Genomic DNA, 26,620 nt, shown 5'->3' on the forward strand with positions numbered 1-26,620 from the left:
AGAGACCGCAGGGACGCCAGAGCCTCCAGGGACTACCGACAGCCCCGGCAGCCCCGACAGGCCCGGCAGCTCCGGCAGCCCCGGAGCCCCCCCGGCAGCCCCGGAGCCCCCGGAGTCCCGGAGCCCCCGGCCCCCAAGGCCCCTACGCCTCCCAAGGAAGCCCCCCCGCCCCCCTCCCGCACACCACATCCAGCCGCGAAACCGCCCGCGTCAGCACCACGTACAACCGATGGGTGCCGCGCGCCTCCGCCGCCACGACGTCGGCGGGTTCGACGGCGATCACGTGGTCGTACTCCAGGCCCTTGGCGACCGTCGCGGGCACGACCGTGACGCGGGCGCCCAGTTCGTCGGGGCCCGCGGCGGCGACGCCCGCGGCCGTCAGGGCCGCGTGCACCCGGTCCGCGGCGGCGTCCGCGACGACGACGCCGACCGAGCCCTCGCGGGTGAGGGCCCGGCGTACCGCGTCGACGGTGCCCGCGTCGACGTCCCGTACCCGGTGCACAGCCACCTCGCCGTCGCCGCGCAGCGACCGGGCGGGCGGCACGTCGACGCCGAGCCCGGCGAGGAGCCGGTTGGCGAGGGCGAGGATCGCCTGCGGGACGCGGAAGCCGGTGGTCAGGGCGGTCACGGCGGTGTCGGGCTTGCCCAGGTGGGCGAGTTGGTCCTGCCAGGTCCTCGCCGCCCACGGCGTGGTGCCCTGGGCGAGGTCGCCGAGGACGGTGAGGGAGCCGAAGCCCGCGCGCCGCGCGATGGCCCGGCACTCCATCGGGGAGAGGTCCTGCGCCTCGTCGACGACGATGTGGCCGTAGCCCGGGGGCCGTTCGACGAGCCCGGCGAGTTCGTCGAGCAGGACGAGGTCGGCGGCGCTCCAGCGCGCGGACTTGTACGAGCGCGGGGGCCGCGCCCACAGCAGGTCCCGCTGTTCCCGCGCGGACAGGATGCCGTCGGCGGCAGCCGCCAGGGCGTCCGCGTCGGCGAGGAGCGCGGCGAGCACGTCCTCGGGGCGGGCCTTCGGCCACACCGCGTCGACGAACGCGGAGACGGGGCGGGCGCGGGAGATCCGCTTCAGCCAGGCGTTGCCGACCGGGCCGGCGCGGCGTTCGGCCTGCTCCTGGATGTGGCGTACGGCCCGGGTGCGCACGCGCTCGCGGCCGGTCTCGTACGGGGGTTCCTCCGCGCGGACGTCCGCGACGATCCGGTCGAGGTCACCGGCGGGCACGCGCCAGCGGTACGAGCCGTCCGGCACCGCGAGGGGCTCGGCGGGGGCCCGCACGCGGGCGTAGAGCGCGCGCCGCAGCACGCGCGCCATCCGGGCGTCGTGCTTGACGGCGGCCGCCGCGTCCGTGTCGAGGGCCCGCACCGGCTGCCGGGCGATCTCGTCGAGGACGGTTGACTGGCGCACCCCGGTCTCGCCGAGGGAGGGCAGCACCTCGGCGATGTAGCGCAGGAAGGTGCGGTTGGGGCCGAGGATCAGGAGGCCCGAGCGCTGGATGCGCTGGGGGTGGGTGTAGAGGAGGTAGGCGGCGCGGTGCAGGCCGACGGCGGTCTTGCCGGTACCGGGGGCGCCCTGTACACAGACGGAGTCGGCGAGTCCGGCCCGTACCAGGTCGTCCTGCTCGGGCTGGATGGTGGCCGCGATGTCCCGCATGGGGCCGACGCGGGGCCGCTCGATCTCACCGGTGAGGATGCGGCTGCGCCCCACAGGGACGGTGTCTCCCTGGTCCGGCTCCGTGAGGTGCTCGTCCTCAAGCCCGGTCAGGTCCGCGGAGTCGCCGCTGCTGCCCGGTGCCCAGCCGAAGCGGCGGCGTACGGCTACGCCCTGCGGGTCGCGGGTGCCCGCCTGGTAGAAGGCGCGGGAGACGGGGGCGCGCCAGTCGACGACGAGGGGCGGGGCGGAGGGGTGCTCGGTGACGCGCAGCCGGCCGACGTGGTAGCGCTGGCCGCGGTGGTCGCCCGCCTCCGGGGCGTGCGCGTCGAAGTCGAGGCGGCCGAAGAACAGCGGCGCGTCGGGGAGTTCGCGCATCTCCTTGGCCCTGCTGCGCAGCTCGTAACCGAGCACTTCGGCGTCCGCCCCGGACGCCGACACCTGCTCGCCGGTGACGACGTGCTCCTGCGCGCCGTCGACCATCGCGGCGAGGGCGGCGCGGCAGGTGTCGTGGTAGCGGCGCTCCTGCCCGAGCGCTTCGTCAAGTGGTGTCATGCCGTCGAGCATACGAGAAAACGTTACCGAGTTACGTTTATAACCGAGACTCGCCATGGGAGTACACTGTCGGGCATGACCGGCAGCAAGGACACGAGGGCGACGCCCGCGCCCGGCGCCCCCACGGGCCTGCGGCAGCTCAAGAAGCAGCGCACCTACGAGGCGGTCTCGGAGGCGGCGATCGCGCTGTTCCTGGAGCGCGGCTTCGACAAGGTGTCGGTGGCGGAGGTCGCCGCGGCGGCGGAGATCTCCAAGCCGACGCTGTTCCGGTACTTCCCGGCCAAGGAGGACCTCGTCCTGCACCGGTTCGCCGACCACGAGGACGAGGCGGCCCGCGTCGTGACCGGCCGCCCCGGGGGCCACTCCCCGCTGGCCGCGCTGCGCGCCCACTTCCTGGCCGGCCTGGACCGCCACGACCCGGTGACGGGCCTCAACGACGCCCCTGGCGTCCTCGCCTTCCACCAGCTCCTCTACACCTCACCGTCGCTGGTCGCCCGCCTCCACACCTACCAGGAGCGATCCGAGCGGGCCCTCGCGGACGCGCTCGGCGAGGGCTCCCTCGACGCCCGCCTCGCCGCCGCGCAGATCCTGGCGGCGCAGCGGGTCCTGGCCCTGGACAACTGGCGCCGCGTCGACGCGGGAGAGCGGGCGCGCGACGTCCACCCGGACGCCGTACGCGCCGCGAACCGGGCTTTCGACCAGTTGGACCGGGGGCTGCCGTCCTTTACAGGGCGCCACTCCTGACGCCGGAGACGAAGGCCGACCAGGCGTCCGCCTCGACGAGCAGGGCGGGGCCGTCGGCCGCCTTGGAGTCACGTACGGGGATGCCTGTGGGGTGACCGTCCAGCACTTCGACGCAACTGCCCTCCGAGGAGCCGCTGTACGACGACTTGCGCCAGCCGCTCAGCGTGGAGGTGTTCGGTATGTGGTGATCAACCATGGTGACCGTAACCCTTCGCCGTCGCCCTCATCAGGGCAAGTGATTCCTTCAGCGGCAGTGCGTCGCCTAGCGCGAGATCGTAGGCGGCTTGGAACCGTTCGACCGAGGCGGGGGAATCGTGCAACTCGCCTGAGTGCATCACTTCCGTATAGGCGACGGGCGGCTGATCCTCGAACCACATCAACGCCGTCATGCCTTCGAGCAACGGATGCGCGCCCAGGCTGAACGGCATCACATGCAAGCGCACGCGCTCGCTCTCAACCAGTCGTACAAGGTGCGTGATCTGCTCCGCCATGGCCTCACGGCCTCCGACCGGGCGGCTGAGCACTGCCTCGTCGAGCAGGGCCCAGACCACGGGCGTCACCGGATCGGTGAGGATCTTCGCGCGCTCAAGCCGGGTGGCAACCGCGTTGCCGCGCTCCTCGCTGCTCAACGGCGGGAAGCCGACCCGCAGTACGGCGTCCGCGTACCTCTTCGTCTGGAGGATTCCCGGCACGTAGGACAGCGCAAACTCACGGATCATCGTGGCCTGTTGCTCCAACACGAGTGCCGACTCGAAGTGCGGGGCCACCGGTCTCCGGTCCTTGCCGGGCCGGAACCGACTCAACACATCCCCCGTGTTCAACGCCCTGTCGAGCCGCAGCGCATCCTCCGCGGACGGCACTCGGCGCCCCGCCTCGATGTGCGCGATATGCGTACGGGACATGATCGCCTCATCGGCGAGCCGCTGCTGCGTGAACCCGGCAGCCTCACGCTGTTCCCTGAGCCAGTCCCCGTAGGTGTCACCCATGGCCAACTCCCTTGGCGTACCGCCGTACCGGGTCATCGAGCGGGGCCAGGCTAGCGGCGGCGCTTCACGCGGAGGGCGGCCTCACCGCTCCGTCACCCTCCCGGGTCATGCCCAGCGCTTGAGGGCGAGTTCGATGTCCGGGCATTCCGGGGGGTCGGGCAGGCCCAGCGCCGGGGCTCCGGCGGTGAGGACCTGGTGGAGCTTGGCCGCCGCGTGGTGGAGGGTGTCGTCGTCACGGTCAGGGGTGGTGCCGAGCACCTCGGCCGTGCGGATGACGTCGGTGAAGACGGATTGCGCCCGCTTGTACGCGAGCAGCAGCTCCAGGTCCTCCTTGCAGCCCGCGGCGCTGCCCGCGCGGACGTCCTCGACCGCCAGGCGCCAGCGGTGTGCCACCTCGTCGGCCTGGTCCTGCGGGTACCGCATCAGGTGCAGATGGGTGGCGAGGTCGTACAGGGGGTCGCCGACCATCGCCAGCTCCCAGTCGATGGTCCACAGCCGGTCGTCCGGGTCGACGATGAAGTTCTCCCGGTGCAGGTCACCGTGCAGCAGGGTGAAGGGGCGGCTCTCCATGCCCTTGACCCGGTCACGCAGGACCTGGAAGGAGTTCCGGTCGATGGCGAACTCCTTGAACAGGCGCCCGAAACGGGGCTCGTTGCGCAGGTAGACGCGCTCCTCGGTGAAGCGGATGAGGCCCTTGAGGAATCCGGCGGTGTCGCCGTCAGGCACCCGGTCCCGCTCCAGGCATCTTCGCTTCACCGTGAGCGTGCCCGGCGCCACGGCCACCAACTGCCGGAAGAGGGTGATGATCTGCTCGACCACGTCGTCCGGCAGAGACGTTCCGGCGGGCGAGGAAGCACCCAGCGTCCGCCCCTCGATGAAGCGCTGGAGCCTGAAGCCGTCCTTCTCCTTGACCTCGGGGATCCACCGGACACGCCCCGCGAGCGCGACGAGAAGCTCCTCCTCGGAGAGGAAGCAGCGCCGGTCGAACCAGAGCAGCGCCGCACGCGGCTCCCTGAACTTCCAGCGCCACGGCTCCGCCTGCTCCGTGCCCTCTGTGCCCTGCCCGTAACCGGCCTCGTCAGGGAGGGGGGCGACGTACGTCTCGTGGTGGTACCCCTGGAGCGGCCCCACGATCGCCGCCACGCCACCGCCCGCCCGCGCGGCGCGATCCCTGGCCGCGGACGTCGTCGACTCGGCTGACATGGCAGTTCTCGGCTCTCACGCGGCGGACCGATTGCACTGATGATGATGGAGCGGGGCAAACGTACTCCTGTGGATTCGGTGAAGCCTGCCCGGCCCCCCTTGAGATCGCCTTGAGGGGTGAACGTGCGCGCATCAGAACGACCGCACATCGCATGTCATGCACGCCTCTGGCACAACAAAGTGCACCCCGGCATCATGGTGCGGCCTACGGGAGGAGTGCTCGTTGACCGCACGCCGCCACGGTTCGGGTCCACGCTTTCCCGCTCTGGCGGCGGCTCGGCGCGACTTCGCGGAGATCCAGCCGCGACTGACCCGGTGGCTCCTCGGCGGTGTGGCGGCGCTCAGTCTGGCGGCGGAGCTGATCGACCCCCTGGGAGACGCCCTCAAGGGCGGTGACTTCCTCAGCACCACGTACTTCTCCGTCATCGCCCTCGTCCTCTTCAACGCCATCAGCGCCTCCGACACCGTTCAGGAGGCGGAGGGCGTGGAGGTCCTCGACACTGTCGACGCCATCGCCGAGCCGATCAAGGAAGCCTTCGAGGCGACGCACGTGCACCTCTACTTCGTCGGGTTCACCACGGAGACGCTGTACGCCGCCGTCAAGGAACCCCTGATACGGCTGCGCGACCGCGGCTCGCAGACCAAGGAGCTGACGCTGCGCATCGTCATCGTCAGCCTGAACTCCCCCATGGGCCTGCCCGGTGCGCTGACGCCGGCACCGGACGACAGCGGCGTCTGCTACTTCTCGGACTCACCCGACAACCGGCGGCGCATGCGCGACGAGTTCGCCAGGAAGTTCTGGCACCAGCTCAAGGTCCTCCTGGACCGTGTGGAACTGGAGAACCCCGACGTGACCATCACCTGCGAGCTGCGCGAGTCCCCGCACACCCCGGTGTCCAAGCTCTACATCCTCAACGAGCAGAAGGTCTACTACGGCACATACGGCATCCGGCGGGACACGGTCCAGGTCGGCAGGCGCGGGCGCACCCTGGACATCCTGGACGCCGAGGGCTTCGGCATCCGGCACGGTCCTGCCCGGCTCATCGGCTGGGACAGGACGGCCCGCACCCGGTCGACGAAGCAGATCGCGGAGTTCCACATGGAGTGGTTCAACAACCTGTGGGTCGTCCTCGGGGGCATACGGCCGCGCAACCCCGTCTTCTCCGACGCGGACCGGGTGTGGCGACCGCCGCCCCTCACCTGAGGCAGTCGCGTCACCGGAGGCAGTCGAGCACCGCCCCCAACGACCGCACCACCACCTCCGCCCCCACCTCTCGCAGCAACTCCTCCTTGTGCTCGTTGCGCGCGTACCCCAAGAACTCCACCCCCGCCGCCCGCGCCGCCTCGTAGTCCGTCGGGCTGTCCCCGATCAGGAGGGCGCTCGACGGGTGCGCCCCCATGGCGGACAGCGCCCGGGTCACGCAGTACGGGTTCGGCTTGAGGAGCTGGAGGTCGTGGGTGCGGCCGTAGATGTGGGGGGCGAAGCAGTCGAGGAGGCCGCGGTCGGAGAGGTAGCTTGCGGCGACGCGCGGGGAGTTGTTGGTGGCGATGGCGAGCCGGACGCCGACGGCCGTCCAGGTCCGGATCAGGGCGTCCGCGTACGGGGTCGGCCACGCCGACACCACCGCCTTCAGCTCCTCACGTGTGAGCCGCTCCTCCAGTTCGACGACGAGGTCGCTGTCGGGGTGGCGATGGTCCACGGCACGCAGGACGCTGTGCGGGTCCGGGTCGTCCCGTACCCCGTCCTCCAGGAGGCCGTGGAGACCCTGTTCCGCCAGCCACTCGACCTGCTGCCGGGCCACCATCGCCGCGGAGTGGCTGGCGAAGAGCCGGCAGACGGGCCCGTCGAAGTCGAAGAGGACGAAGCGGGCGCGGCCGATCAGGTCGCGCAGGCCGTCGGTCGCGTCGGCCCGAGGTTCGGTCGAGGCATCGGTCGAGGCATCGGTCGAGGCATCGGTCGGGAGGTTATTCGCGTCACCGGTCACCTAAGAGAGTGTTAGGTCCGTAGTGATCGTTTCCCAGAGGGCGGCGAACCACTTCTGAGATTCTTCGACGAAGCCGGTGTCGCGCGGGCTGCTGCCGTCGGTGAAGGAGAAGAGCGCCGCGGTGAGCCCGCCCACGTCGTAGGCCTCCACCGGCTCGAGGCGTTCGGCGCCCGCGGCCCGCCCCTCGGTGTCCGCGTCGAACGTCAGCTGCGCCCGCTCAAGGGTGTAGTACGCGAGCAGCGCCTCCGTACCGTTGAGCAGGTACAGCTTCACCGGCGTCGTGAACGGCAGCGCGCGGAACGTGACCCGGACGTCGATGCCGTGCGACTGCCGCAGCGCGCCGAGGTTGTGGCGCAGGACCTGGCCCTGGGCGTTGCGCTGCGCCAGCCAGCGCCGGTGCAGCCGGTCCCGGTCCCGCTCGTCGTCGGACTCCACGGGCACCGGGAAGGCCAGATTGATCTCGCTGCTCGGCAGCAGAATCCTTACGTCGATCGACTCGGGCCGCAGCCGCCCCTCGTGGATCTGCCGGATCGGCTCCATGACGGCGTTCATCAGGGTCTCCGCCGTGTACGAGACCACGTCGACGCGTACGTGCGGCTCGCCGAAGGCCTCGGCGAGGCGCGGGGCGAGCGCCACCATCGACGGCTGCGGCTGGGGCTGGGCGACGGGCGGCACCGGGGCGGCGGAGCCTTCCGCGACCCGCGGCGGGCTGCCCCTGCTGATGTGGTTGAGCAGCCCGTCCCGCTGCAACGAGAGCAGTGCCTGCCGCACCGTGCCGCGTTCCACGCCGAACTCCTCGGCGAGCTTGGCCTGGGTGGGGAGGCGGTCACCCGCCTTGAGGGTGCCGGTACGGATGCGGTCGCGCAGGGCGTCGGCGATGTCCTGGGGGGAGGTCTTTCTGCTGCCGTTCACTGCACCGTTCTCCTTGGTCACGACCAGACGATACAACTCGGAACAACTGGACGCCATCTTGCGGCAGTTGACTCGAAGTTGTTTATGAGCGCTTACCAAGTGGGGACAACTCAAGTGAGTTGGTTGCCAACTCACCATGAGATGGCAGAAGGGGGAACCATCATGCCCGCCATAGCCCTCCTCGCAGCCGTGTTCGCCGTCAGCGTCGAACAGATCGTGCAGTGGAAGTACGGAACCCTCGGCATCATCGGTCTGCTCCTGCTGACCGTGGGCGTCAAGGCGAAGAACCCCACCTGCAGCTCCATCGGGGCGGCCGTACTCGCCCTGATGGTGACGGGCCCCGCCCTGTGACCAGGATCGGGGCCGGGGCCGGGGCCGGGATCACGGCCTCGGGCTGAGCCCCGGTCTACGGGCCGGGGTGCAGCTTCAGGTCCTCGCTGATCGTCTCCCAGAGGGCGTTGAACCACAGATGGGACTGCTCCACGAACGTCGTGTCCCGCAGCCCGTCCCCCTGATGGAACGGGAACAGCATCGACTGCGTTCCCTCCGCGTCCCACATCTCCAGGTACTCCTGGCCGAATTCCTCGTTCCGCTTGGCCAGCGTGTAGTACGCGAACAGCGCCTCCGTGCCGTTGAGCAGGTACAGCTTCACGGGTGGGGTGAAGGGCAGGGCCCGGAACTCCACCCGTACGTCGATGCCGTGCGACTGCCGCAGCGCGGTGAGGTTGTGGCGCAGGACCTGGCCCTGGGCGTTGCGCTGGTCGAGCCAGCGGCGGTGCACATGGCCGCCCTCGTCCTCACCCTCGACCGGTGCCGGGAAGGCCAGATCGATGTCCCGGCTCGGCAGCAGCACCCGCACGTCGACCTTGGCCGGTTTCAGCTGTCCGGCGTGGATCTGCCGCAGCGGTTCGCCGATCGCCATCGTCAGGGAGATCGACGTGAGACAGAGCGCGTCGATCTCCACGTGCGCCGACTCGAAGGCCGCGGCGATGCGCGGGGCGAGCCCGACCATGGTGGGCTCGGGGCGGACCTCGTCGTGGCTCGGCGCCGAGGGGGTCGCGACCGTGGCCGGGCTGCCCTTGGACACGTTGGCGAGCAGTTGCTCGCTCTGGAGGATGCGCAGCGCCTGGCGCACCGTCCCGCGCTCCACGCCGAACTCGACGGCCAACTCCGCCTGCGTGGGCATGCGCTGGCCCGGCCGCAGGCGGCCGGACCTGATCCGGTCGCGCAGCTCGTCTGCCACATCGTGGTGCGAGCGGTGAGGAGGCGCGCTCGGCGCCTTCCGCTCGTTGACGGAGGTGTGGTCCGCACTCACAACCAAACCGTACAACTTCTCGCCATCTTTGGGGAGTTGCTGAGAAGGTGGTTATGAGACGTACCATCGAGGAGATAACTCAGATGGAGTTGGTAGCCAACTTGGGTGACATGGTCGGACTCTTCGGGGGGTTGGCCACCACCCCGGAGTGCCGGGCCGAACCCGGCGCCCGGATCGAACGGTTGGCAGCCGGCTGGGGGTCCGCCGCCCCCGTACCGGAAGGGGGACCGTCATGCCGCTCATCGCCATCGTCGTCGCCGCCCTCGCCCTCGGGTTCGAGCAGCTCGTGCAGTGGAAGTACGGCCCGCTTGGCATCATCGCGTTCGTGCTGATCACCGTGGGGATCAAGGCAAAGAACACCACCTGCGGCGGCATCGGGGCACTGATCCTCGTGCTGCTGCTCACCCAGTCGGGCTGACCCGGCGCGCACCGCGCCGGGCCGTCCCGGCCCGCACACGGGCTGGCCGAGCTCTCATCCGGAGGGGAGCCGGGAGTTCGGTCAGCCGTCCGACCAGGGGCCCGGGCCGCCAACAGGCCCCGCCACGCCGGGCCCGGGCCCCTGAAGAGCCCCTGCAGAGCCCCTGCAGAGCTTTGAAAAGCAGGAAGAGCCGGAAGAGCCAAGGGAAATCGGGCGGGAGCCCCGAGGGGACTGGGCGAGGACCCTCGGGGGACCGGCCGGGAGCCCTGCGGAAAAGGCGGCGGGGTGACCCACACCTGTGGAGCACCCCGCCGCCGACACTCCTGAGGACGGCCCTCCGGCCGCCCACCGTCAGCTCACGGCCCGTATACGGCCCGTATCTCGCCCACCTCGCGCCCCGCCCCCAGGAGCGGCGCGCTGCCGATGCGGTCGAGGACCGGCGCGTCGGTGCCGAGCAGGCGCAGGGCGCGTGCCAGGACGGGGCCGAGCACCCGGGTCGCGCCGTCGTCGATCTTGAAGGCGAGGGCCCGGCCGTCGGGCAGCGCGACTGCCTGCACCGCCTCGGCGCCCATCTTCGACAGCACTCCCGGCACCTCACGCATCAGCCAGGTGTCGGGACGCCGGGTCCCGGCGACGTACTCGGGGTGGGCGCGCATGGCGTCCGCGACCCGGCGCTCGGCGCTTCCGGCGGGGGCCAGGACGAAGTGCCGGTAGGCGCGGGCGAGGCCGGTCAGGGATATGGCCATCAGGGGCGCGCCGCAGCCGTCCGTGCCGACCGCGGCTACGGGCTCGCCCGCGGCCTCCTCGATCACGTCGCGGATCAGGCGCTGGAGCGGGTGCTCGGGGTCGAGGTAGCTCTCCTTGGGCCAGCCGTTGAGGTCGCAGGCCGCGAGCATGGCGGTGTGCTTGCCCGAGCAGTTCATGGTGACCCGGTCACGGACCGCGCCTGCGGCGAGATAGGTCTCGGTCTCGACGGGGTCGAGCGGCAGATCGGGCGGGCACTGCAACTCGGCGGCGGTCAGCCGGTGCTCGGTGAGCATCTTCTGCACGAGATCCCGGTGGAACGTTTCCCCGGAGTGGCTGGCGGCGGCCAGGGCGAGGCGTTCGCCCGAAAGCTCCAGTCCGGCCCGCAGCACCGCCGCGGCCTGCATCGGCTTGTTGGTGGAGCGCGGGAACACGGGCGCCGTGACGTCGCCGAGCGCGAGCTGCACGTCGCCGTCGGCGCCGAGCAGCACCAGGCTGCCCCGGTGGCGGCCCTCGACGAAGCCGGACCTGACGACCTCGGCGAGGACCGGCGGTATGGCGGGGGTGCTGCTGGTGGCGGCTGACGTCGGCGTCATCTTCGGCCTTCCGGGTGCGGGCGGTGCGACGACCGCTCGCGCGGTGGCCCGGCCGGTGCGCGGGCCGCTGCCGGGACCGGGGTCCTGGCCGCCGCCCCTCGCGGGCGCGGCACCGGGACCGTGGTCGCGTCAGCCGCCCGGTGCCGTGGCGCCGGGACCGCGGCCCCTGGGGGGCCGGGTCCGGAGCGGCTCCGCGATCACGGGGTCCGGGATCGTGGTGGCCGCCCGGCGCCGGCGTCCGCCGGGATCGTCGATCGCGGCAGGTGCCGGTCCCCGGACCGGTCCCCGGGAGGTCACCGGGCCCGGCGGGGCGGCGGCGTCCGCCGGGTCGGCGGGGTCACGCGAGCAGGTCGTCTACTTGTGCTTCGCCTTCACGGTACCTGCGTGCGATCTCCGCACTGCAATCGTCCGTGGTGCGCTGCATCTCCTGACGCCGCCGCGACACCTGCTGTTCGTACCGGACCAGGCGCCCCATGGCGGCGTGCAGCTCCTCGTCCGTACGGGCGGCCAGGTCGGAGAGCGCCACCTCGGAGAGCATGTCGGCGGCGAGGCGCCGGTACTCCTCGCTGTGGGGCGTGCCGAGGGTCACGTGCCGGGCCGACGAGCGGTGCCGGGCGGGGCCGTCGGTGAGGATCTCCGGGAGCCGGTCGACGACCAGGGGCGCGTCCGGGGCGCCCGGGGCCGCCGGGGAACCCTGGGCGCGGGCGGCGCCCGCACTCCCCGCCGTGTCCGCGCGCGGGCGGCTGCGGCGCGCGGTCTCGGCCCGCAGGATGTCGATGCGCCCCTGTAGCAGCCTGCGTACGTAACTCAGGTCCGCCTCGTCCTGCTGGGTGGAGCGGCGCAGCTCCCGCAGCGCGGGGAGGCGGAGTGCGGGCAGGTCGTGCGCGGGCGCGTCGGGCAGCAGGGGGCTGCCGGTGCGCTGGGTGGGCGGCCGGGACACCTGCGTCCCTCCTGCTCCGCTCACTCCGGCCGTCCCGCCCGCACCGGCTGCCCCGCCCGTGCCGGCCGTCCCGCTGGTCCCGGCCGCCCGTCTCGCCCCCGGCGACCAGGGCATGTCGGACGCCTTGGGCGTACTGGGCGTACTGGGTGTGCTCATGTGGCTCTACCGTCCCCTCAGCCGGCGCGGTACACCGCGTGGGAGCATCGTGCCACCCCAAGTGGCCGCTCTGTGCGTGATGCCCCCAATCGGCCCCGGATGGGGGGTTCTGGACCGGCGCACTGGCGGCGTGCTCGGGCAGGGCATGATGGTGCGCATGCGTGCGGTGGTGCAGAGGGTGGACGGGGCGAGCGTCGTCGTGGACGGCGAGACGGTCGGCGAGATCGTGGGCGAGGGGCTGTGCGTGCTCGTGGGTGTCACCCACGGCGACACCGCGGAGAAGGCCGGGCAGCTCGCCCGCAAGCTCTGGTCCCTACGGCTGCTCCAGGACGAGAAGTCCTGCTCGGACGTGGGTGCGCCGCTGCTCGTGATCAGTCAGTTCACGCTGTACGGGGACGCGCGCAAGGGGCGGCGGCCCACGTGGAACGCGGCTGCTCCCGGGGAGGTGGCCGAGCCGCTCGTCGAGGAGGTCGTCGCGCGGCTGCGGGCGCTCGGTGCGACCGTGGCGACGGGGCGCTTCGGGGCCCACATGCGCGTGGGCCTGACGAACGACGGCCCGTTCACGGTCCTCCTGGACATGTGACGCCCCCGCCCGCCCTGCCGGGGGCACCCCAACCCCACCCCTTCCCGTAACCAGGGGCGCTGCGCCCCCTGGACCCCAGCCCTGTCGGCGCTCCGCGCCTCGTCCTCAAACGCCGGACGGGCTGAATACTTCGCCGCGCGCGCAAGGACTCTGCCGCACCGGCGACATATCTAGCCCGTCCGGCGATTGAGGACGAGCGCGGAGCGCGATGGAAGGGCGGGTGGGTGGGGGAAAGAGCGGAACAGAGTGCTACGGGGTCACCACGGGCTCCTGGGCGGCTGCGGTCGTGCCGGCAAGGAGTTCCGCGTCGAGGGGCACGTTCCGCTTGATGAGCCCGAGGGCGATGGGCCCCAGCTCGTGGTGGCGCACGGAGGTGGTGATGAAGCCGAGCTTGCGCCCCTCGGGCCCGTCGGCGGCGAGGTGGAGCGGCGTACCGTGCGCCGGCAGGTGCACCTCGCTGCCGTCCAGGTGGAGGAAGACCAGGCGCCGCGGCGGCTTGCCGAGGTTCTGGACGCGGGCGACGGTCTCCTGACCTCGGTAGCAGCCCTTCTGGAGATGGACGGCGCTGCCGATCCAGCCCAGCTCGTGCGGAATGGTGCGGTGGTCGGTCTCGAAGGCGAGCCGGGGCCGGTGCTGCTCGACACGCAGCGCCTCGTGGGCGAGGAGCCCGGCGACGGGCCCGTTCCCCTCGGCGTACGCGGACAGCTCACCGCGCGGCAGGAAGACGTCACGGCCGTGCGGGGTCTCCCGTACGGCGGCCCCCTCGGGCACCGGCGCGATGGACCCGGCGGGCAGGTGCACCACGGCGAACTCGGCGGTGCGGTCGGCGACTTCGACGCGGTAGAAGAACTTCATGCTCTCCAGGTAGGCGACGAGGGCGTCCTGGGTGCCGGGCTCGACGTGGGCCCACATCGTCTCGCCGTCGTCGACGAGGTACAGGGCGTGCTCGATGTGTCCGTTCGCGGACAGGATCAGCGCCTCCGTGGCGCGGCCCGCGGGCAGCTCGCTGACGTGCTGGGTGAGCAGCAGATGCAGCCAGCTCAGCCGGTCGGCGCCGGTGACGGTGACGACACCGCGGTGGGAGAGGTCGACGAGGCCCGCGCCGTCGGCGAGGGCGCGCTGCTCGCGGAACAGATCGCCGTAGTGGGCGGCGACGCCTTCGTCCACGCCCTCCGCGGGGACGGCGCCGGGCAGCGACAGCAAGGGGCTCTTCATGTTCACAAAGGTTACGACCCGTGGGCCCCGCGACTTATTCCGCGTCGGAGACGCGTGCCGCGTCGGGCGCCGCTTCCGCCTCCGCGCCGCCCGCGCACGTCGCGCAGCGGCCGAAGATCGCGAAGTGCTTCAGATCGGTGTCGAACCCGAACTGCTCGCGCAGCTTCGCGGTGAAGTCGGCGGCCACGTCCAGGTCGGCCTCGATCACGCCCGTGCAGTCCCGGCACACCAGGTGGATGTGGTGGTGGCGGTCCGCGAGGTGGTACGTGGGCGCGCCGTGCCCGAGGTGGGCGTGGCTGACCAGGCCCAGCTCCTCAAGGAGCTCCAGGGTCCGGTAGACGGTGGAGATGTTGATCCCCGACGCCGTCCTGCGGACCTCGCAGAGGATGTCGTCGGGGGTCGCGTGCTCCAGGGCGTCCACGGCCTCGAGCACGAGCTGGCGCTGCGGCGTCAGGCGATACCCGCGCTGCCGCAGATCGCTCTTCCAGTCGGAGTCGGCACTCACCACGCCCCCGAGTCTAGGCCTACTTGAAGAACGCGATGCCGTCGTCCGGCAGGTCGCCCAGGTTCCGTGCCATCTCGGCGACGTCCTCGGGTGTGACGACCTTCTTGAGCTGCGCCGACATGTACGGCCGCAGCGGCACATCGGGCGTCTGCTTCTCGCCGACCCACATCAGGTCGCCCTTCACATAGCCGTACAGGCGCTTGCCGCCGGTGTACGGGCCGGAGGCGGCGGTGCGGGCGACGGCGTCGGTGGCCAGGTCGATCTGCGGCTTCTGGTCGGCCAGCTCGCCGTACCAGACCTCGACGACGCCGTCCTGGCGGACCATGACGACCTCGACCTTGCGGTCCGCATCGATGCGCCAGAAGCCCGACTCGGACTCCAGCGGCTCCACCTTGTTGCCCTCGGCGTCGAGCACCCAGGTGTGCGAGTGGAACTCCAGGAAGTCCCGCCCGTCGTGCGTGAAGGAGACCTCCTGGCCGAAATTCGCCTTCGGCGAGCCGGGGAAGTCGGTGACGCCCGCGCCCGCCCAGTTGCCCAGGAGCCAGGCGAGGGGGACGAGGTCACGGTGCAGGTCGGACGGGATCTCGATCATGGGGTGCTCAGGAGTCTCTCGGTGGGGGGTGCGGTCAGCGCTGGCCCTGGTACAGCTTCTTCACGGTCAGACCCGCGAAGGCGAGGACGCCGACGCAGACCAGGACGAGGAGAGCGGAGAAGAAGGCCTCAAGCACGGGGTGCTCCTTGATTCCTTGTGAGGATGCGGGCGGTGGGCACAGAGCCGTACCCCACTGTAGTCGGGCTGTGCGACCGTCTCTCGCCGAGGTGGCCCACCCGCGTCCCGGCCCGTCAGTGCCGTAGTCAGTGCCGTCGTCTTCCGTCCAGCTCGTTCCACCACTCGTCGGACTTGGGGTCTCCCGAGGGATCGTCCCACCAGCGGTCGTCCGGCCCCCGCCGGTTGGCGGTGATGGCGGCGAGCGGCGGTATCACCATGGCGACGACGCACATGCCGACGGCCACGGGCACCGACCAGAGCCGCACGACGCCCCAGGCCAGGACGAACAGGGCCACGCAGGTCCCCATCATGGCGAAGTACACATGGCGCCGTCGCGCGTACATGTCTCCAGCGTAAAACCGAAGGGCCGCACCCCTCCAGCGGCGTCCAACCCCTGGGGTGCGGCCCTGCGGCCCGTGCGCGTGCCGTCGCCGGGCGGCGACGGCACCGGCAGCGAGATCGCTCAGACGGCGATCGCGACCTCCGCGAGGCCGCCGGTCTGCGCGACGACCGTACGGTCCGCCGAGCCGCCCGGGACCAGGGCGCGCACGGTCCACGTGCCCTCGGCCGCGTAGAAGCGGAACTGGCCGGTGGCGGAGGTGGGCACCTCCGCGGTGAACTCGCCGGTCGAGTCCAGGAGGCGCACGTAACCGGTGACGGGCTCGCCGTCGCGGGTCACCTGGCCCTGGATGGTGGTCTCACCGGGCTTGATCGTCGAAGCGTCCGGGCCGCCGGCCTTGGCTCCACACATGTGTACTCCCAGGGGAACTAGGGGGAAGGAAGGTCGGGTGGTCCTACTTGTTGGCGCCGAGCTCGATCGGCACGCCGACGAGGGAGCCGTACTCGGTCCAGGAGCCGTCGTAGTTCTTGACGTTGGTCTGGCCGAGCAGCTCGTGCAGCACGAACCAGGTCAGGGCCGAGCGCTCACCGATGCGGCAGTACGCGATGGTGTCCTTGGCGAGGTCGACCTGCTCGTCCTCGTAGAGGGCCCTGAGCTCGTCGTCCGACTTGAAGGTGCCGTCGTCGTTGGCGTTCTTCGACCACGGGATGTTGCGGGCGCTCGGCACGTGGCCGGGGCGCTGCGACTGCTCCTGCGGGAGGTGGGCCGGGGCGAGCAGCTTGCCGGAGAACTCGTCGGGCGAGCGCACGTCGACCAGGTTCTGCGCGCCGATCGCGGCGACGACGTCGTCGCGGAAGGCACGGATGGAGGTGTCCTGCGGCTTGGCCTTGTAGTCGGTGGCCTCGCGCTGGGGCACCTGCGCGCCGTCGACCAGGTCGCGGGAGTCCAGCTCCCACTTCTTGCGGCCGCCGTCGAGGAGCTTCACGTCCTGGTGGCCGTAGAGCTTGAAGTACCAGAAGGCGTACGAGGCGAACCAGTTGTTGTTGCCGCCGTAGAGGACGACGGTGGAGTCGTTCGCGATGCCCTTGGCGGAGAGGAGCTTCTCGAAGCCCTCCTGGTCGATGAAGTCGCGGCGGACCGGGTCCTGGAGGTCCTTCGTCCAGTCGATGCGGATCGCGTTCTTGATGTGGTTCTTGTCGTACGCCGAGGTGTCCTCGTCCACCTCGACGAGGACGACCTTCGGGTCGTCGATGTGGGCCTCGACCCAGTCGGCGTCTACCAGGACGTCGCTGCGGCTCATGCGTTTCTCCTCCGGAGCAGGTGCGGCGGGGCGGAACGGGGGGTGCGGATACACGGGTGCGGGGAGGCACGGGCGTACAGCACGGGAGGGCCCTGACGGCGGTCAGCGGGCCTGGGGAATACGGGAAAGGGGCATCCCGCTCAGAGAGCGCGACAGAGCATGGCGGCGACGCGGCACAGGTCCACTGCCCGCCGCTTCGTGAGGTCCGCCTGTCGATGCATGCGACCGATCGTAGGGACGCAGGGGCGGCCGTGTCACCGGCGTGTCGAATACTGAGACGTTTTCGTCCAGAATGCGGTCGGCGAGTCGATTCCCGGCCGGTCGCGCGGGTCCGGCGCCCCGTGGACGCGCCGTGGGCGCCCGCCCCCCATCTGAGGAACGGACGCCCACGTCTCGTACTACGGACAACTATTCGTGCTACACGCACCTACCGGATCCCCCGGCACCGCCGCGTGCGCTCAGGACGCTCAGGACATCAGGTCCACGTTCTCGCCCTTCACCGCCACGTCCACGCCGTCCGGCGCCGCCTGCACCGTGTCGAGCTCGATGCCGCCCGGCAGATCGCTGATCTGCTCCTCGAAGTCCGTCACGTCGCGGACCATGCCCTCGGGCAGCGGCAGCGAGACGCCGAGCACTTCGAGCTTGTCGGGGATGGTGTCGGCGTGCACCTTGATGGCGTCGCCCTCGACCCGCAGGCTGCTCAGCACGTGCACGGGCTTGGGGAGCTTGGTGCCGCCCTTGCTCACCTCGACCTCGACCTTGATCTTGCCGTTGCCGCCGTCGGAGAGCCCGACGACCTCACCGGTGGCGCCGAGCGGCAGCTTCACCGGCTCGGACTTGGCGGCCTTCAGGAGCTCGTCGTACGAGATCCGGGCGACGCCCGCGGCCCGGTCGGCGGTGGCGGAGCTGTAGTCGCTGGAGAAGTCGACGCCGTGCATGGTGGCGCTGAGGTCGGCGACGCGGATGGTGTCGCCGCCGGACTTGGCGTCGTAGTCCTTCATGCCGATCTCGACGTCGTCGAGCTTGCCGCCGAGGGCCTGGGTCAGGAACGGGAAGCCCTTGATGGACACGTCCGGGGTGCTGCTGAGCCCCTCCTTCGACTTGATCTTCTCCGCCGCCTCGTTCTCCGCGAAGGACACGGCGAACCGGTCGGCCGCGACGAAGAGACCGCCGAGAACGACCACGACGATCAGGAGTATGCGTATCGCGCGTTTGCTCATGCCTGCTGTTCCCCGTCCCCCGCCTTGGTTGTCCGTACCTGCCGCGAGCCTAAGGGAAGCGTCCCCGGCCTTCGTGCCCGGCCGGGGACTGTAGACCTAATGTGACGTTCGGGCGCCGCCCCGGCGGGCGGCTGACCGTCAGCCGAGTGCGCGCCCCAGCAGGTACACGGCGGGCGCGGCGGCCGCGAGCGGCAGCGCGACCCCGGCCGTGAAGTGCACGAACCGCGAGGGGTAGTCGTACGAGGCGACGCGGTGCCCGATCAGGGCGCACACACCGGCGGCGAGCCCGAGCAGGGCGCCCTTGCTGCCGAAGTCGGTCGCCCCGCCGACCGCGATGCCGGCGCCCGCCGCCGCGAGCAGCGCCACGACCAGCGACGCGGGCGTCGGCAGCGGCAGGGCGCGGGCGATCACGGCCATCGCCACGGCTGCACCGCCGACGGTGGCGGCCTCGTGGGCGGCGGCCAGATGCCCGGCCGCGATGATCGCGAGCGCGCTGGAGGCGACCGTGGCCATCAGCCCGTACATCCGCTCGTCGGCACCGGCGCGGCTGCGCAGCTGGAGGACGAGGACGAGCAGCACCCAGACGCCGAGGGTGCCGAGGATGGCGGCCGGGGCGTCGCCCTCGCCGGTGGCGAGCAGCGCGACGTCGGCGACGACACCGCCGAGGAACGCGAGCGCGATGCCCTGGCGCGCGGGCCACATCCCGTTCAGCCGGAACCATCCGGCGGCGGTCACCGCCTGGAGGGCCACCAGCGGTACGAGCAGCGCGTACTGCCCGACGGCGGCGGCCCCGGCGAGCAGCAGCCCGAGGAGGGCGGTGAGCAGCGCGGGCTGCATCCCCGGCTCTATGACCGGCGACCGCCCTTCGGCCCGTGCCCGCTGGGCGTCGGTGACGCGGGCGTTGCCGGTGACGGTCGGGGGACCGTAGCCGGGCTCCGCCGCCTCCTCGGGGTCCGCCGCGGGCACGGCGCCGCTGCCGGGCTCCTGGTAGTGGGCGCCGGGGTGACCGGCCGCGGCCTGCTGGTACCCGGGCGGGGGCTCGGTATAGGCCTGCGGAGGCAGATACGCCGTCTCGGTCACGTCCACCACGGGCAGCGGCGCCTGCACGGACGTCTCCCAGGTCTGCCCCTCCCACTGCTGGGCGGGCTCCGCCGCGTACTGCTGCTGCGCGTAGGGGTCCTGCTGTCCCCAGGACCCGTCGGCCTGTGGATAACCCTGCGCGGCGTACCCGTCGTAGGACTGCGGGTGCTGCTGCTGGTACTGCTGCGGATCCTGCTGGTATTGCTGCTGGTGGTACTGCTGGTGCTGGTGCTGGTGATATTGCGGCTGCTGCTGGGGCTGCGGCTGCGCGTACTGCTGCTGCTGATAAGGGTCGTACGGTTCGTTGCTGCTCATCGCGTACGGGTCATCCTCCTGCGAACGGCGGGAGCACCTCGACCGTGCCGCCCTCGGCAAGCCGTACCGTCTCATGGGCTCGGGTACCCACGGGGTCGCCGTCGATGAGGAACGAACAGCGCCGCAGCACACGGTCGAGTTCCCCGGGGTGTCGCACCCGGGCCGCGCCGAGGGCCTCGGCCAGCGTGGCTTCGGCGTACGGCTCCTCGGCGACACCCGCGGCGGCCTTGGCCGCGGCCCAGTACCGGATAGTGCCCGTTGCCATTCAGCTCAGCCCTTCCTCTCATCGGCGGCTGCCGACGTCTCATCGGCCGTCGCCGGCGTCTCTCCGGCGGTTGCCGACGTCCATGATGCCGTGAGCCACGCGCCGATCCGCTCCAGGAGGGCGTCGTCCGCGGCGTGCTCCGCGTGGCCCATGCCGGGTTCCAGCCACAGCTCGCCGGATGCGCCCGCCGCGGCGGCCAGCATCCGCGGATGGTCGACCGGAAAGTACGGGTCCCGGTCGCCGTGCACGATCAGGAGCGGCGTCGGGGCGATGAGCGGCACGGCCTCCGTCGGCGACAGGGGCACGGGGTTCCACTCGTGCGGGTGGATCCGGGTGCGCAGACCGAGCCGCCCGACCATCCGCCCCGACCGCCGCGTCACCACCCAGTGCAGCCGCCGCATCGGTGCCGTCCCCCGATAGAACCAGCGGGCCGGTGCGCTCACGGACACGACCGCGTCACTGCGCGCTTCCGTGCGCCCCCCGTGCAGCGGCCCGTGCAGCGCCCCGTGCCGCAGCACCACGGAACCGCCCATCGAGAAGCCGACCGTCGCCACCCGCACATGGCCGAGCGAGCGCGCCCACGCCACCGCGGCGGCGAGGTCGAGCACCTCACGGTCGCCGACCGTTGAGTGCCCGCCGGACCCCCCGTGCCCCCGGAACGAGAAGGTGATCACGGCCGCACGCTGCGCGAACACCGCGGCGGCCCGGCGTACGTGGGGGCGCCCCAGATCTCCTGTGAAGCCGTGCGCGAGCACGACCGCGGGACCCCCGACGGGCCCGGGGCCCGGGTGGTACGCGGCCTCGATCGCCACTCCGTCCGCCGCACACAGCGTCGTACGCAGCGTTACGCTGCGTTGAACGTCAGTGATCGGGCGCACAGAAGATCGCGCCGTTCGACCTGCCGAACCGGAACTCATGTGGGCTATTCTGCTGCGCAGAGGATCCGGGCAGCGAAGCCCCCGGGTCCTTTCGTGCTTTCCGGCGCGAGTTGCATCCCGCAGCATCCGTACGAAGCAGTGCCACATACGTCCTCGTAGGGACCGAGGAGGAACCGACGTAATGGGCGAGCGAAACGTGCACGACAGTCAGAAGGCTCACAAGATCAGGCAGGCACCCCGGGCAGGTGGGCCGCGATGAGTTCTCTGCTGCTCCTCACCAACGCCCTCCAGCCGTCGGCGGAGGTGCTTCCCGCCCTCGGCCTGCTCCTCCACAACGTGCGGGTGGCGCCCGCCGAAGGACCCGCGCTCGTCGACACCCCCGGTGCCGACGTCATCCTGATCGACGGGCGCCGCGACCTGCCCCAGATCCGCAGCCTCTGTCAGCTCCTGCGGTCCACGGGACCCGGGTGTCCGCTGGTGCTCGTGGTCACCGAGGGCGGCCTCGCCGCCGTCACCGCTGACTGGGGCATCGACGACGTCCTCCTGGACACCGCGGGCCCCGCCGAGGTCGAGGCGCGCCTGCGCCTGGCCATGGGCCGCAAGGAGATCACCGCCGACGACTCCCCCATGGAGATCCGCAACGGCGATCTCTCCGTGGACGAGGCGACGTACAGCGCGAAGCTGAAGGGCCGGGTCCTCGACCTGACCTTCAAGGAGTTCGAGCTGATCAAGTACCTCGCACAGCACCCGGGTCGGGTCTTCACGCGCGCCCAGCTCCTCCAGGAGGTCTGGGGCTACGACTACTTCGGCGGTACGCGGACGGTCGACGTGCACGTACGGCGGCTGCGGGCCAAGCTCGGCGTCGAGCACGAGTCGCTGATCGGCACCGTCCGGAACGTGGGTTACCGCTTCGTCGTCCCGGAGAAGGTCGACCGCAGGGCCGACGAGGAGAGCGCCAAGGCGGCGACGCCGCGGCCCGCGGACGAGCGGGCGCCCCGACCGGCCGCGGGACGGACGAAGGAAGCCGTCGCACGCCCTGCTCAGGGGTGACTCCATCCGCGTAGACTGCGCGCGTGGCCAAGGTGACGCGGGACGATGTGGCGCGACTGGCGGGTACTTCGACCGCGGTCGTGAGCTATGTCATCAACAATGGACCCCGGCCGGTCGCCCCGGCCACGCGCGAGCGTGTCCTCGCCGCGATCAAGGAGCTGGGCTACCGCCCGGACCGGGTCGCCCAGGCCATGGCGTCCCGCCGCACGGACCTCATAGGCATGATCGTGCCGGACGCGCGGCAGCCGTTCTTCGCGGAGATGACGCACGCCGTGGAACAGGCGGCGTCCGAGCGCGGAAAGATGGTGCTCGTCGGCAACTCCGACTACGTCGAGGAACGTGAGACGCACTATCTGCGCGCCTTCCTCGGCATGCGGGTCTCCGGCCTGATCCTCGTCAGCCACGGCCTGACCGACCAGGCCGCCGCCGAGATCGACGCCTGGGACGCGCGCGTGGTGCTCCTGCACGAGCGGCCCGAGGCCATCGACGACGTCGCCGTCGTCACCGACGACGTGGGCGGCGCCCAGCTCGCCACCCGGCACCTGCTCGAACACGGCCACGAGTACGTCGCCTGTGTCGGCGGCACCGCCGAGACCCCGACCGTCGGCGACCCCGTCTCCGACCACGTCGAGGGCTGGCGGCGGGCGCTGCGCGAGGCCGGCATCCCGACCGAGGGCCGCCTCTTCGAGGCCCCCTACAACCGCTACGACGCCTACCAGCTCGCCCTGCAGTTCCTGGCCGCCCCCGACCGCCCCACGGCGATCTTCTGCTCCACGGACGACCAGGCCATCGGCGTGCTGCGGGCCGCGCGCGAGTTGCGCATCGACGTGCCCGGGGAGCTGGCCGTGGCCGGTTTCGACGACGTCAAGGAGGCCGGGCTCACCGACCCGCCCCTGACCACCGTCGCCTCCGACCGCTCCGCGATGGCCCGCGCGGCCGTCGACCTCGTCCTCGACGACGGCCTCCGGGTGGCCGGGTCCCGGCGGGAGCGGCTGAAGGTGTTCCCTTCGCGGCTCGTGGTGCGGCAGTCGTGCGGGTGCGGGCCCGCGGCCGCGACTGCTCTCTGAGAGCCCCGGGGCCGGTGGACCCGGTCCCGGCCCCGAACGTCTTTGCCCGGTGGCCCCGCCCCCGAGCGTCTTTATATCGGGCAAACGCGGTTCTGTCGGGGTTCTCAGGGCGTCCTCAGGGGGCTCTCATGTACCGGGCACACGATCGGAGACATGACAGAACCCTTCCGCCAGAGCGATGAGAACCAGCAGCCCGGCTATCCGCCGCGGCCCGCCTTCGACCCCACTCCGGCGGGACCCGCCCCGGCCGGACCCGCCCGCCCCGGACGGCGGCGCGCCCGCGGCCCGGTGGCACTGCTCGCCGCCGTCGCGCTCGCCGCCGCGGCCGTCGGCGGCGGCACCGCGTACGCCGTACAGACGCTGACCGGCGGCCACGACGGCAGCGACGGCGCCAAGAACGTGAACGGGACCAGCGTCTCCACCGGCAGCAAGGGCACCGTCGCCGGTGTGGCCTCCGCGGTCTCCCCGAGCATCGTCGAGATCAAGGCCACCGGCGGCGCGGGGAAGTCCACCGGATCCGGCGTGATCATCACCTCCGACGGTGAGATCGTCACCAACAACCACGTGATCTCGGGCGCCTCCGAGATCACCGTGCAGACCAGCGACGGCAAGACGTACAAGGCCAGGACCGTCGGCACGGACAGCAAGAAGGACCTCGCGCTGATCAAGCTGGAGGGTGCGTCCGGGCTTCGGGCGGCGAGCCTCGGCGACTCCGACGACGTCCGGGTCGGCCAGGAGGTCGTCGCCATCGGCTCCCCCGAAGGCCTCACGGGCACCGTCACCAGCGGCATCATCTCCGCGCTCGACCGGGACGTGACCGTGTCCGCGGATCCCGGGCAGGGGCAGGAGCAGCAGCAACAGCCCGGGGGCGGGTGGCCGTTCGAGTTCGGCGGGGAGCAGTTCAACGGGGACACCGGGTCCTCCAAGACGACGTACAAGGCCCTCCAGACCGACGCCTCGCTCAATCCCGGCAACTCCGGGGGCGCGCTCATCGACATGAACGGGAACATCGTCGGGATCAACTCCGCGATGTACTCGCCGAGTTCCGAGCAGCAGGCCGGGGCCCAGCAGGTCGCCTCCGGGAGCGTGGGGCTCGGCTTCGCCATCCCGGTCAACACGGTCAAGGCGGACCTGGAGGAGCTGCGGGGCGGGGCGACGGGGTGAGCCCGGCTGGGAGCTCCCCGATCCCACCCCTTCCCGAAACCGGGGCTCCGCCCCAGACCCCGTATCGGCGCTCCGCGCCTCGTCCTCAAACGCCGGACGGGCTGAATCTTCGGCGCGCGGGCTGAAACTTCGGCGCGCGGGCTGGAACTCTGCCGCAGCGGCGGGATTCTCAGCCCCTCCGGCGTTCGAGGAGCGGGGTCTGGGGCGGAGCCCCAGGAACGGAGAAGGGGCGGGACTGGGGCGCACCGCGAGGCCCCGCCCCCACCCCCGTGCGACTCTGATAGCCCGCCCGGAAGCCGCAGAAAGAGAACCATGAGCCCCGCCGAAGCCGACCGCGAGTCCCCGAACCAGCCGCAGCGCGTCCTGATCGTGGACGACGAGCCCGCCGTACGCGAGGCCCTGCAGCGCAGCCTCGCCTTCGAGGGCTACGGCACCCAGGTGGCGGTGGACGGCGCCGACGCCCTGGAGAAGGCCGAGTCCTACCGCCCCGACCTGGTCGTACTCGACATCCAGATGCCCCGCATGGACGGCCTGACCGCGGCCAGGAGGCTGCGCGCCACCGGGTCGACCACACCGATCCTGATGCTCACCGCCCGCGACACCGTCGGCGACCGCGTCACCGGCCTGGACGCGGGCGCCGACGACTACCTGGTCAAGCCCTTCGAGCTGGACGAGCTGTTCGCCCGCATCCGCGCCCTGCTGCGCCGCAGCTCCTACGCGGCGGCCGCCGGACAGGCCACCGAGGGCGAGACGCTCGCCTTCGCCGATCTGCACATGGACCTCGCCACCCGCGAGGTGACCCGCGGCACCCGCACGGTCGAGCTGACCCGCACGGAGTTCACGCTCCTGGAGATGTTCCTCGCGCACCCGCGGCAGGTCCTGACCCGGGAGCAGATCCTGAAGTCGGTGTGGGGCTTCGACTTCGAGCCGTCCTCCAACTCGCTGGACGTGTACGTGATGTATCTGCGCCGCAAGACGGAGGCGGGCGGCGAGCCGCGCCTGGTCCACACGGTGCGGGGGGTGGGGTACGTCCTGCGCGCCGACGCCACGGGCTCCGGCGGCGGCGCGTGAAGGGGATCGTCCGCCGCTTCCGCGCGCTGCCCCTGCGTTCCCGGCTCGCGCTCCTGGTGGCGACCGCGGTGGCCGTCGCCGTCGCGGCAGCGGCCGTGGCCTGCTGGTTCGTCGTCCGGAATGTGCTCGTGAGCTCCCTGGACGACGCGCTGAGCGAGGCCAATGTGCCCCTTGAGTTCGTCAACAGCCAGGTCGACAGCAGCGGGCGGTGCCGGCACTCGGTCATCACGGGCAGCGACCGCCCGGACGTGTACAAGCAGACCGTGCAGGTCGTCGACCAGTCCGGCGGCAGCTGCATCATCCTCGGCAAGCAGCGCATCGCGCTCAAGGACTCCGACACGGCCGTGGCGCGGCGCGAGGTGGCGAACTCGTACCACGACGCGACCGCGGCCAACGGCGAGGACTACCGCGTCTACACCTTCCCCCTGCCGAACTCCGACTACGCCGTGTCCGTGGCCCGCCCCCTCAGTGAGCTGCGGGACACCCTCAGCAATCTCGTCCTCGTCCTCTCCGCTGTCGCCGGTGTCGGTGTCCTCGGTGCCGGGGCGGCGGGGCTCTGGGTGGCCCGCGCGGGGCTGCGGCCCGTGGACGAACTCACCGCGGCCGTCGAGCACGTCGCCCGCACCGAGGATCTTGATCTGCGGCTGCCCACCGACGAGGACAGCGACGACGAGATCGACCGGCTCTCGCGGTCCTTCAACGCGATGACCTCCGCGCTCGCCTCGTCCCGCGACCTCCAGCAGCAGCTCATCGCGGACGCGGGGCACGAGCTGCGGACCCCGCTGACCTCGCTGCGGACCAATGTCGAGTTGCTCGCCCGCAGCGAGGAGACCGGCCGGGCGATCCCGCCCGACGACCGCAGGGCGCTGCTCGCCTCCGTCAAGGCGCAGATGACCGAACTCGCGTCCCTCATCGGCGACCTGCAAGAGCTGTCGCGTCCCGACGCGGCGCACGGCGGCGGCAAGGTGCAGGTGGTCGCCCTGCACGACATCGTGGAGGCGGCCCTGGAGCGGGCCAGGCTGCGCGGGCCCGAGCTGACCTTCGAAGCCGGGCTCGAACCGTGGTTCGTACGGGCGGAGCCCCCGGCACTGGAGCGGGCCATCGTCAACGTCCTCGACAACGCGGTGAAGTTCAGCCCGCCGTGCACCACCGTCGAAGTCGGTCTCAAGGGCGGGGAGCTGACGGTGCGGGACCACGGGCCCGGCATCCCCGCGGACGAACTCCCGCACGTCTTCGACCGGTTCTGGCGCTCGCCCACGGCCAGGAGCCTGCCCGGTTCGGGGCTCGGCCTGTCCATCGTGGCGCGGACGGTGCGGCAGGCGGGCGGCGAGGTGACGCTCGCAGCGGCGGACGGTGGGGGCACGGTGGCGACGGTAAGGCTGCCGGGGGCGGGGACGCCGCCGCCGGGTGCGCCGCCGCTCGGTGAGCCGCTGCTGGGTGCACCGCCGGTGGGTGAGCGGCAGCTGCGTGAGCGGCTGCAGAGCGAGTCACCCCTGGGTGAGCCACCGCTGGGTGAGCCACCTCACAGATGAGGCGAGACGCTGCGTCTTGCGAGAGCGGGTGGCGGGGCGTACGCTGGGCGCGTCGACCAGAACGAGA

At 71.7% G+C, this 26,620-nt stretch carries 30 protein-coding genes; 10 read left to right on the plus strand and 20 right to left on the minus strand.

Features of this window, described 5'->3' with window-relative positions:
• Nucleotides 1–142: 142 nt before the first annotated feature.
• Entirely contained in the window at nt 143–2,200 is a 2,058-nt protein-coding gene (locus GPA10_RS25330; RefSeq protein ID WP_157167506.1) for a HelD family protein, read from the minus strand.
• Between the two features lie 75 nt (nt 2,201–2,275).
• Between GPA10_RS25330 and GPA10_RS25335 the strand changes: the two genes are divergently transcribed.
• A complete protein-coding gene (locus GPA10_RS25335; RefSeq protein ID WP_157167507.1) occupies nt 2,276–2,944 on the plus strand; it encodes a TetR/AcrR family transcriptional regulator in 669 nt (222 codons plus the stop codon).
• Here GPA10_RS25335 and GPA10_RS25340 read toward each other — a convergent pair.
• From GPA10_RS25340 to GPA10_RS25350, 3 genes are all read right to left on the minus strand, one after another.
• On the minus strand, nt 2,925–3,140 hold the full coding sequence (locus GPA10_RS25340) for a DUF397 domain-containing protein (protein ID WP_157167508.1): 216 nt from the start codon (nt 3,138–3,140) through the stop codon (nt 2,925–2,927). The genes GPA10_RS25335 and GPA10_RS25340 overlap by 20 nt on opposite strands.
• Nucleotides 3,133–3,930 carry a helix-turn-helix domain-containing protein gene (locus GPA10_RS25345; protein WP_157167509.1) on the minus strand — a complete coding sequence of 266 codons (798 nt, stop codon included), beginning with the start codon at nt 3,928–3,930 and terminating at the stop codon, nt 3,133–3,135. The genes GPA10_RS25340 and GPA10_RS25345 overlap by 8 nt, the downstream gene beginning before the upstream one ends.
• A gap of 105 nt (nt 3,931–4,035) precedes the next feature.
• Nucleotides 4,036–5,133 (minus strand): aminoglycoside phosphotransferase family protein, encoded by a 1,098-nt coding sequence (locus GPA10_RS25350; protein WP_157167510.1) that lies wholly within the window; start codon nt 5,131–5,133, stop codon nt 4,036–4,038.
• A gap of 223 nt (nt 5,134–5,356) precedes the next feature.
• On the opposite strand from GPA10_RS25350, the gene GPA10_RS25355 reads away from it, so the two are divergent.
• A complete protein-coding gene (locus GPA10_RS25355) occupies nt 5,357–6,337 on the plus strand; it encodes a hypothetical protein (RefSeq protein WP_157167511.1) in 981 nt (326 codons plus the stop codon).
• A gap of 10 nt (nt 6,338–6,347) precedes the next feature.
• Here GPA10_RS25355 and GPA10_RS25360 read toward each other — a convergent pair whose 3' ends face one another.
• Together GPA10_RS25360 and GPA10_RS25365 are read right to left on the minus strand one after the other, a co-directional pair.
• The gene (locus GPA10_RS25360; RefSeq protein WP_343041305.1) at nt 6,348–7,118 is read right to left on the minus strand and encodes an HAD family hydrolase; all 771 of its coding nucleotides are present in this window, start codon (nt 7,116–7,118) and stop codon (nt 6,348–6,350) included.
• Nucleotides 7,119–8,057, minus strand: a complete 939-nt coding sequence (locus tag GPA10_RS25365; protein ID WP_157167560.1) for a winged helix-turn-helix domain-containing protein — start codon at nt 8,055–8,057, stop codon at nt 7,119–7,121.
• A 135-nt stretch (nt 8,058–8,192) separates the two neighbouring features.
• On the opposite strand from GPA10_RS25365, the gene GPA10_RS25370 reads away from it, so the two are divergent.
• Nucleotides 8,193–8,381 (plus strand): hypothetical protein, encoded by a 189-nt coding sequence (locus tag GPA10_RS25370; RefSeq protein ID WP_058846333.1) that lies wholly within the window; start codon nt 8,193–8,195, stop codon nt 8,379–8,381.
• 55 nt (nt 8,382–8,436) lie between these two features.
• On the opposite strand, the gene GPA10_RS25375 is transcribed toward GPA10_RS25370, so the two are convergent.
• Nucleotides 8,437–9,351, minus strand: coding sequence for a GntR family transcriptional regulator (locus GPA10_RS25375; protein ID WP_157167512.1), 915 nt, complete (start codon nt 9,349–9,351; stop codon nt 8,437–8,439).
• Nucleotides 9,352–9,577: 226 nt separating this feature from the next.
• Here GPA10_RS25375 and GPA10_RS25380 point away from each other — a divergent pair, with 226 nt between their 5' ends.
• Complete coding sequence (locus GPA10_RS25380; protein ID WP_058846335.1) at nt 9,578–9,763, plus strand: hypothetical protein; 186 nt, start codon at nt 9,578–9,580, stop codon at nt 9,761–9,763.
• Between the two features lie 356 nt (nt 9,764–10,119).
• On the opposite strand, the gene GPA10_RS25385 is transcribed toward GPA10_RS25380, so the two are convergent.
• Both GPA10_RS25385 and GPA10_RS25390 read right to left on the minus strand, forming a co-directional pair.
• A complete protein-coding gene (locus GPA10_RS25385; protein ID WP_157167513.1) occupies nt 10,120–11,103 on the minus strand; it encodes an asparaginase in 984 nt (327 codons plus the stop codon).
• Nucleotides 11,104–11,440: 337 nt separating this feature from the next.
• Nucleotides 11,441–12,157 carry an RsiG family protein gene (locus tag GPA10_RS25390; RefSeq protein ID WP_425505815.1) on the minus strand — a complete coding sequence of 239 codons (717 nt, stop codon included), beginning with the start codon at nt 12,155–12,157 and terminating at the stop codon, nt 11,441–11,443.
• Between the two features lie 199 nt (nt 12,158–12,356).
• Here GPA10_RS25390 and dtd point away from each other — a divergent pair, with 199 nt between their 5' ends.
• Nucleotides 12,357–12,782: a D-aminoacyl-tRNA deacylase gene (gene dtd, locus GPA10_RS25395; protein ID WP_058846453.1), complete on the plus strand. Its 426-nt coding sequence runs from the start codon at nt 12,357–12,359 to the stop codon at nt 12,780–12,782.
• Nucleotides 12,783–13,031: 249 nt separating this feature from the next.
• Here dtd and ygfZ read toward each other — a convergent pair whose 3' ends face one another.
• The 11 genes from ygfZ to GPA10_RS25450 form a co-directional block, all read right to left on the minus strand.
• Entirely contained in the window at nt 13,032–13,997 is a 966-nt protein-coding gene (gene ygfZ, locus GPA10_RS25400; protein ID WP_157167514.1) for a CAF17-like 4Fe-4S cluster assembly/insertion protein YgfZ, read from the minus strand.
• Nucleotides 13,998–14,031: 34 nt separating this feature from the next.
• Nucleotides 14,032–14,505, minus strand: a complete 474-nt coding sequence (locus GPA10_RS25405) for a Fur family transcriptional regulator (RefSeq protein WP_058846338.1) — start codon at nt 14,503–14,505, stop codon at nt 14,032–14,034.
• A gap of 16 nt (nt 14,506–14,521) precedes the next feature.
• Nucleotides 14,522–15,094 carry a heme-binding beta-barrel domain-containing protein gene (locus GPA10_RS25410; protein ID WP_058846339.1) on the minus strand — a complete coding sequence of 191 codons (573 nt, stop codon included), beginning with the start codon at nt 15,092–15,094 and terminating at the stop codon, nt 14,522–14,524.
• 263 nt (nt 15,095–15,357) lie between these two features.
• Complete coding sequence (locus GPA10_RS25420) at nt 15,358–15,615, minus strand: DUF3099 domain-containing protein (protein ID WP_157167515.1); 258 nt, start codon at nt 15,613–15,615, stop codon at nt 15,358–15,360.
• A 119-nt stretch (nt 15,616–15,734) separates the two neighbouring features.
• Nucleotides 15,735–16,022: a DUF1416 domain-containing protein gene (locus GPA10_RS25425; RefSeq protein ID WP_030362227.1), complete on the minus strand. Its 288-nt coding sequence runs from the start codon at nt 16,020–16,022 to the stop codon at nt 15,735–15,737.
• 43 nt (nt 16,023–16,065) lie between these two features.
• Nucleotides 16,066–16,911: a sulfurtransferase gene (locus tag GPA10_RS25430; protein ID WP_058846341.1), complete on the minus strand. Its 846-nt coding sequence runs from the start codon at nt 16,909–16,911 to the stop codon at nt 16,066–16,068.
• A 140-nt stretch (nt 16,912–17,051) separates the two neighbouring features.
• Complete coding sequence (locus GPA10_RS44090; RefSeq protein ID WP_361843195.1) at nt 17,052–17,132, minus strand: putative leader peptide; 81 nt, start codon at nt 17,130–17,132, stop codon at nt 17,052–17,054.
• 246 nt (nt 17,133–17,378) lie between these two features.
• Nucleotides 17,379–18,131 (minus strand): LmeA family phospholipid-binding protein, encoded by a 753-nt coding sequence (locus GPA10_RS25435; protein ID WP_157167516.1) that lies wholly within the window; start codon nt 18,129–18,131, stop codon nt 17,379–17,381.
• A gap of 138 nt (nt 18,132–18,269) precedes the next feature.
• A complete protein-coding gene (locus tag GPA10_RS25440) occupies nt 18,270–19,526 on the minus strand; it encodes a hypothetical protein (protein WP_198351698.1) in 1,257 nt (418 codons plus the stop codon).
• 10 nt (nt 19,527–19,536) lie between these two features.
• Nucleotides 19,537–19,791, minus strand: coding sequence for a MoaD/ThiS family protein (locus tag GPA10_RS25445; protein ID WP_058846344.1), 255 nt, complete (start codon nt 19,789–19,791; stop codon nt 19,537–19,539).
• A 5-nt stretch (nt 19,792–19,796) separates the two neighbouring features.
• The gene (locus GPA10_RS25450) at nt 19,797–20,708 is read right to left on the minus strand and encodes an alpha/beta hydrolase (RefSeq protein ID WP_246259703.1); all 912 of its coding nucleotides are present in this window, start codon (nt 20,706–20,708) and stop codon (nt 19,797–19,799) included.
• Nucleotides 20,709–20,924: 216 nt separating this feature from the next.
• Between GPA10_RS25450 and GPA10_RS25455 the strand changes: the two genes are divergently transcribed.
• The 5 genes from GPA10_RS25455 to GPA10_RS25475 all read left to right on the plus strand — a co-directional run bounded on the left by GPA10_RS25455 (nt 20,925) and on the right by GPA10_RS25475 (nt 26,553).
• Nucleotides 20,925–21,719 (plus strand): response regulator transcription factor, encoded by a 795-nt coding sequence (locus GPA10_RS25455; protein ID WP_157167518.1) that lies wholly within the window; start codon nt 20,925–20,927, stop codon nt 21,717–21,719.
• 23 nt (nt 21,720–21,742) lie between these two features.
• Nucleotides 21,743–22,786 (plus strand): LacI family DNA-binding transcriptional regulator, encoded by a 1,044-nt coding sequence (locus GPA10_RS25460; RefSeq protein ID WP_058846347.1) that lies wholly within the window; start codon nt 21,743–21,745, stop codon nt 22,784–22,786.
• A gap of 153 nt (nt 22,787–22,939) precedes the next feature.
• Nucleotides 22,940–23,950 carry a S1C family serine protease gene (locus tag GPA10_RS25465; protein WP_157167519.1) on the plus strand — a complete coding sequence of 337 codons (1,011 nt, stop codon included), beginning with the start codon at nt 22,940–22,942 and terminating at the stop codon, nt 23,948–23,950.
• A gap of 312 nt (nt 23,951–24,262) precedes the next feature.
• A complete protein-coding gene (locus GPA10_RS25470; RefSeq protein ID WP_058846349.1) occupies nt 24,263–25,021 on the plus strand; it encodes a response regulator transcription factor in 759 nt (252 codons plus the stop codon).
• On the plus strand, nt 25,018–26,553 hold the full coding sequence (locus GPA10_RS25475) for a sensor histidine kinase (RefSeq protein ID WP_343041306.1): 1,536 nt from the start codon (nt 25,018–25,020) through the stop codon (nt 26,551–26,553). Before GPA10_RS25470 ends, GPA10_RS25475 begins: the two co-directional genes overlap by 4 nt.
• Nucleotides 26,554–26,620: the final 67 nt, after the last annotated feature.

The organism is Streptomyces typhae (genome assembly GCF_009755605.1).
GTDB classification, from domain to species: domain Bacteria; phylum Actinomycetota; class Actinomycetes; order Streptomycetales; family Streptomycetaceae; genus Streptomyces; species Streptomyces typhae.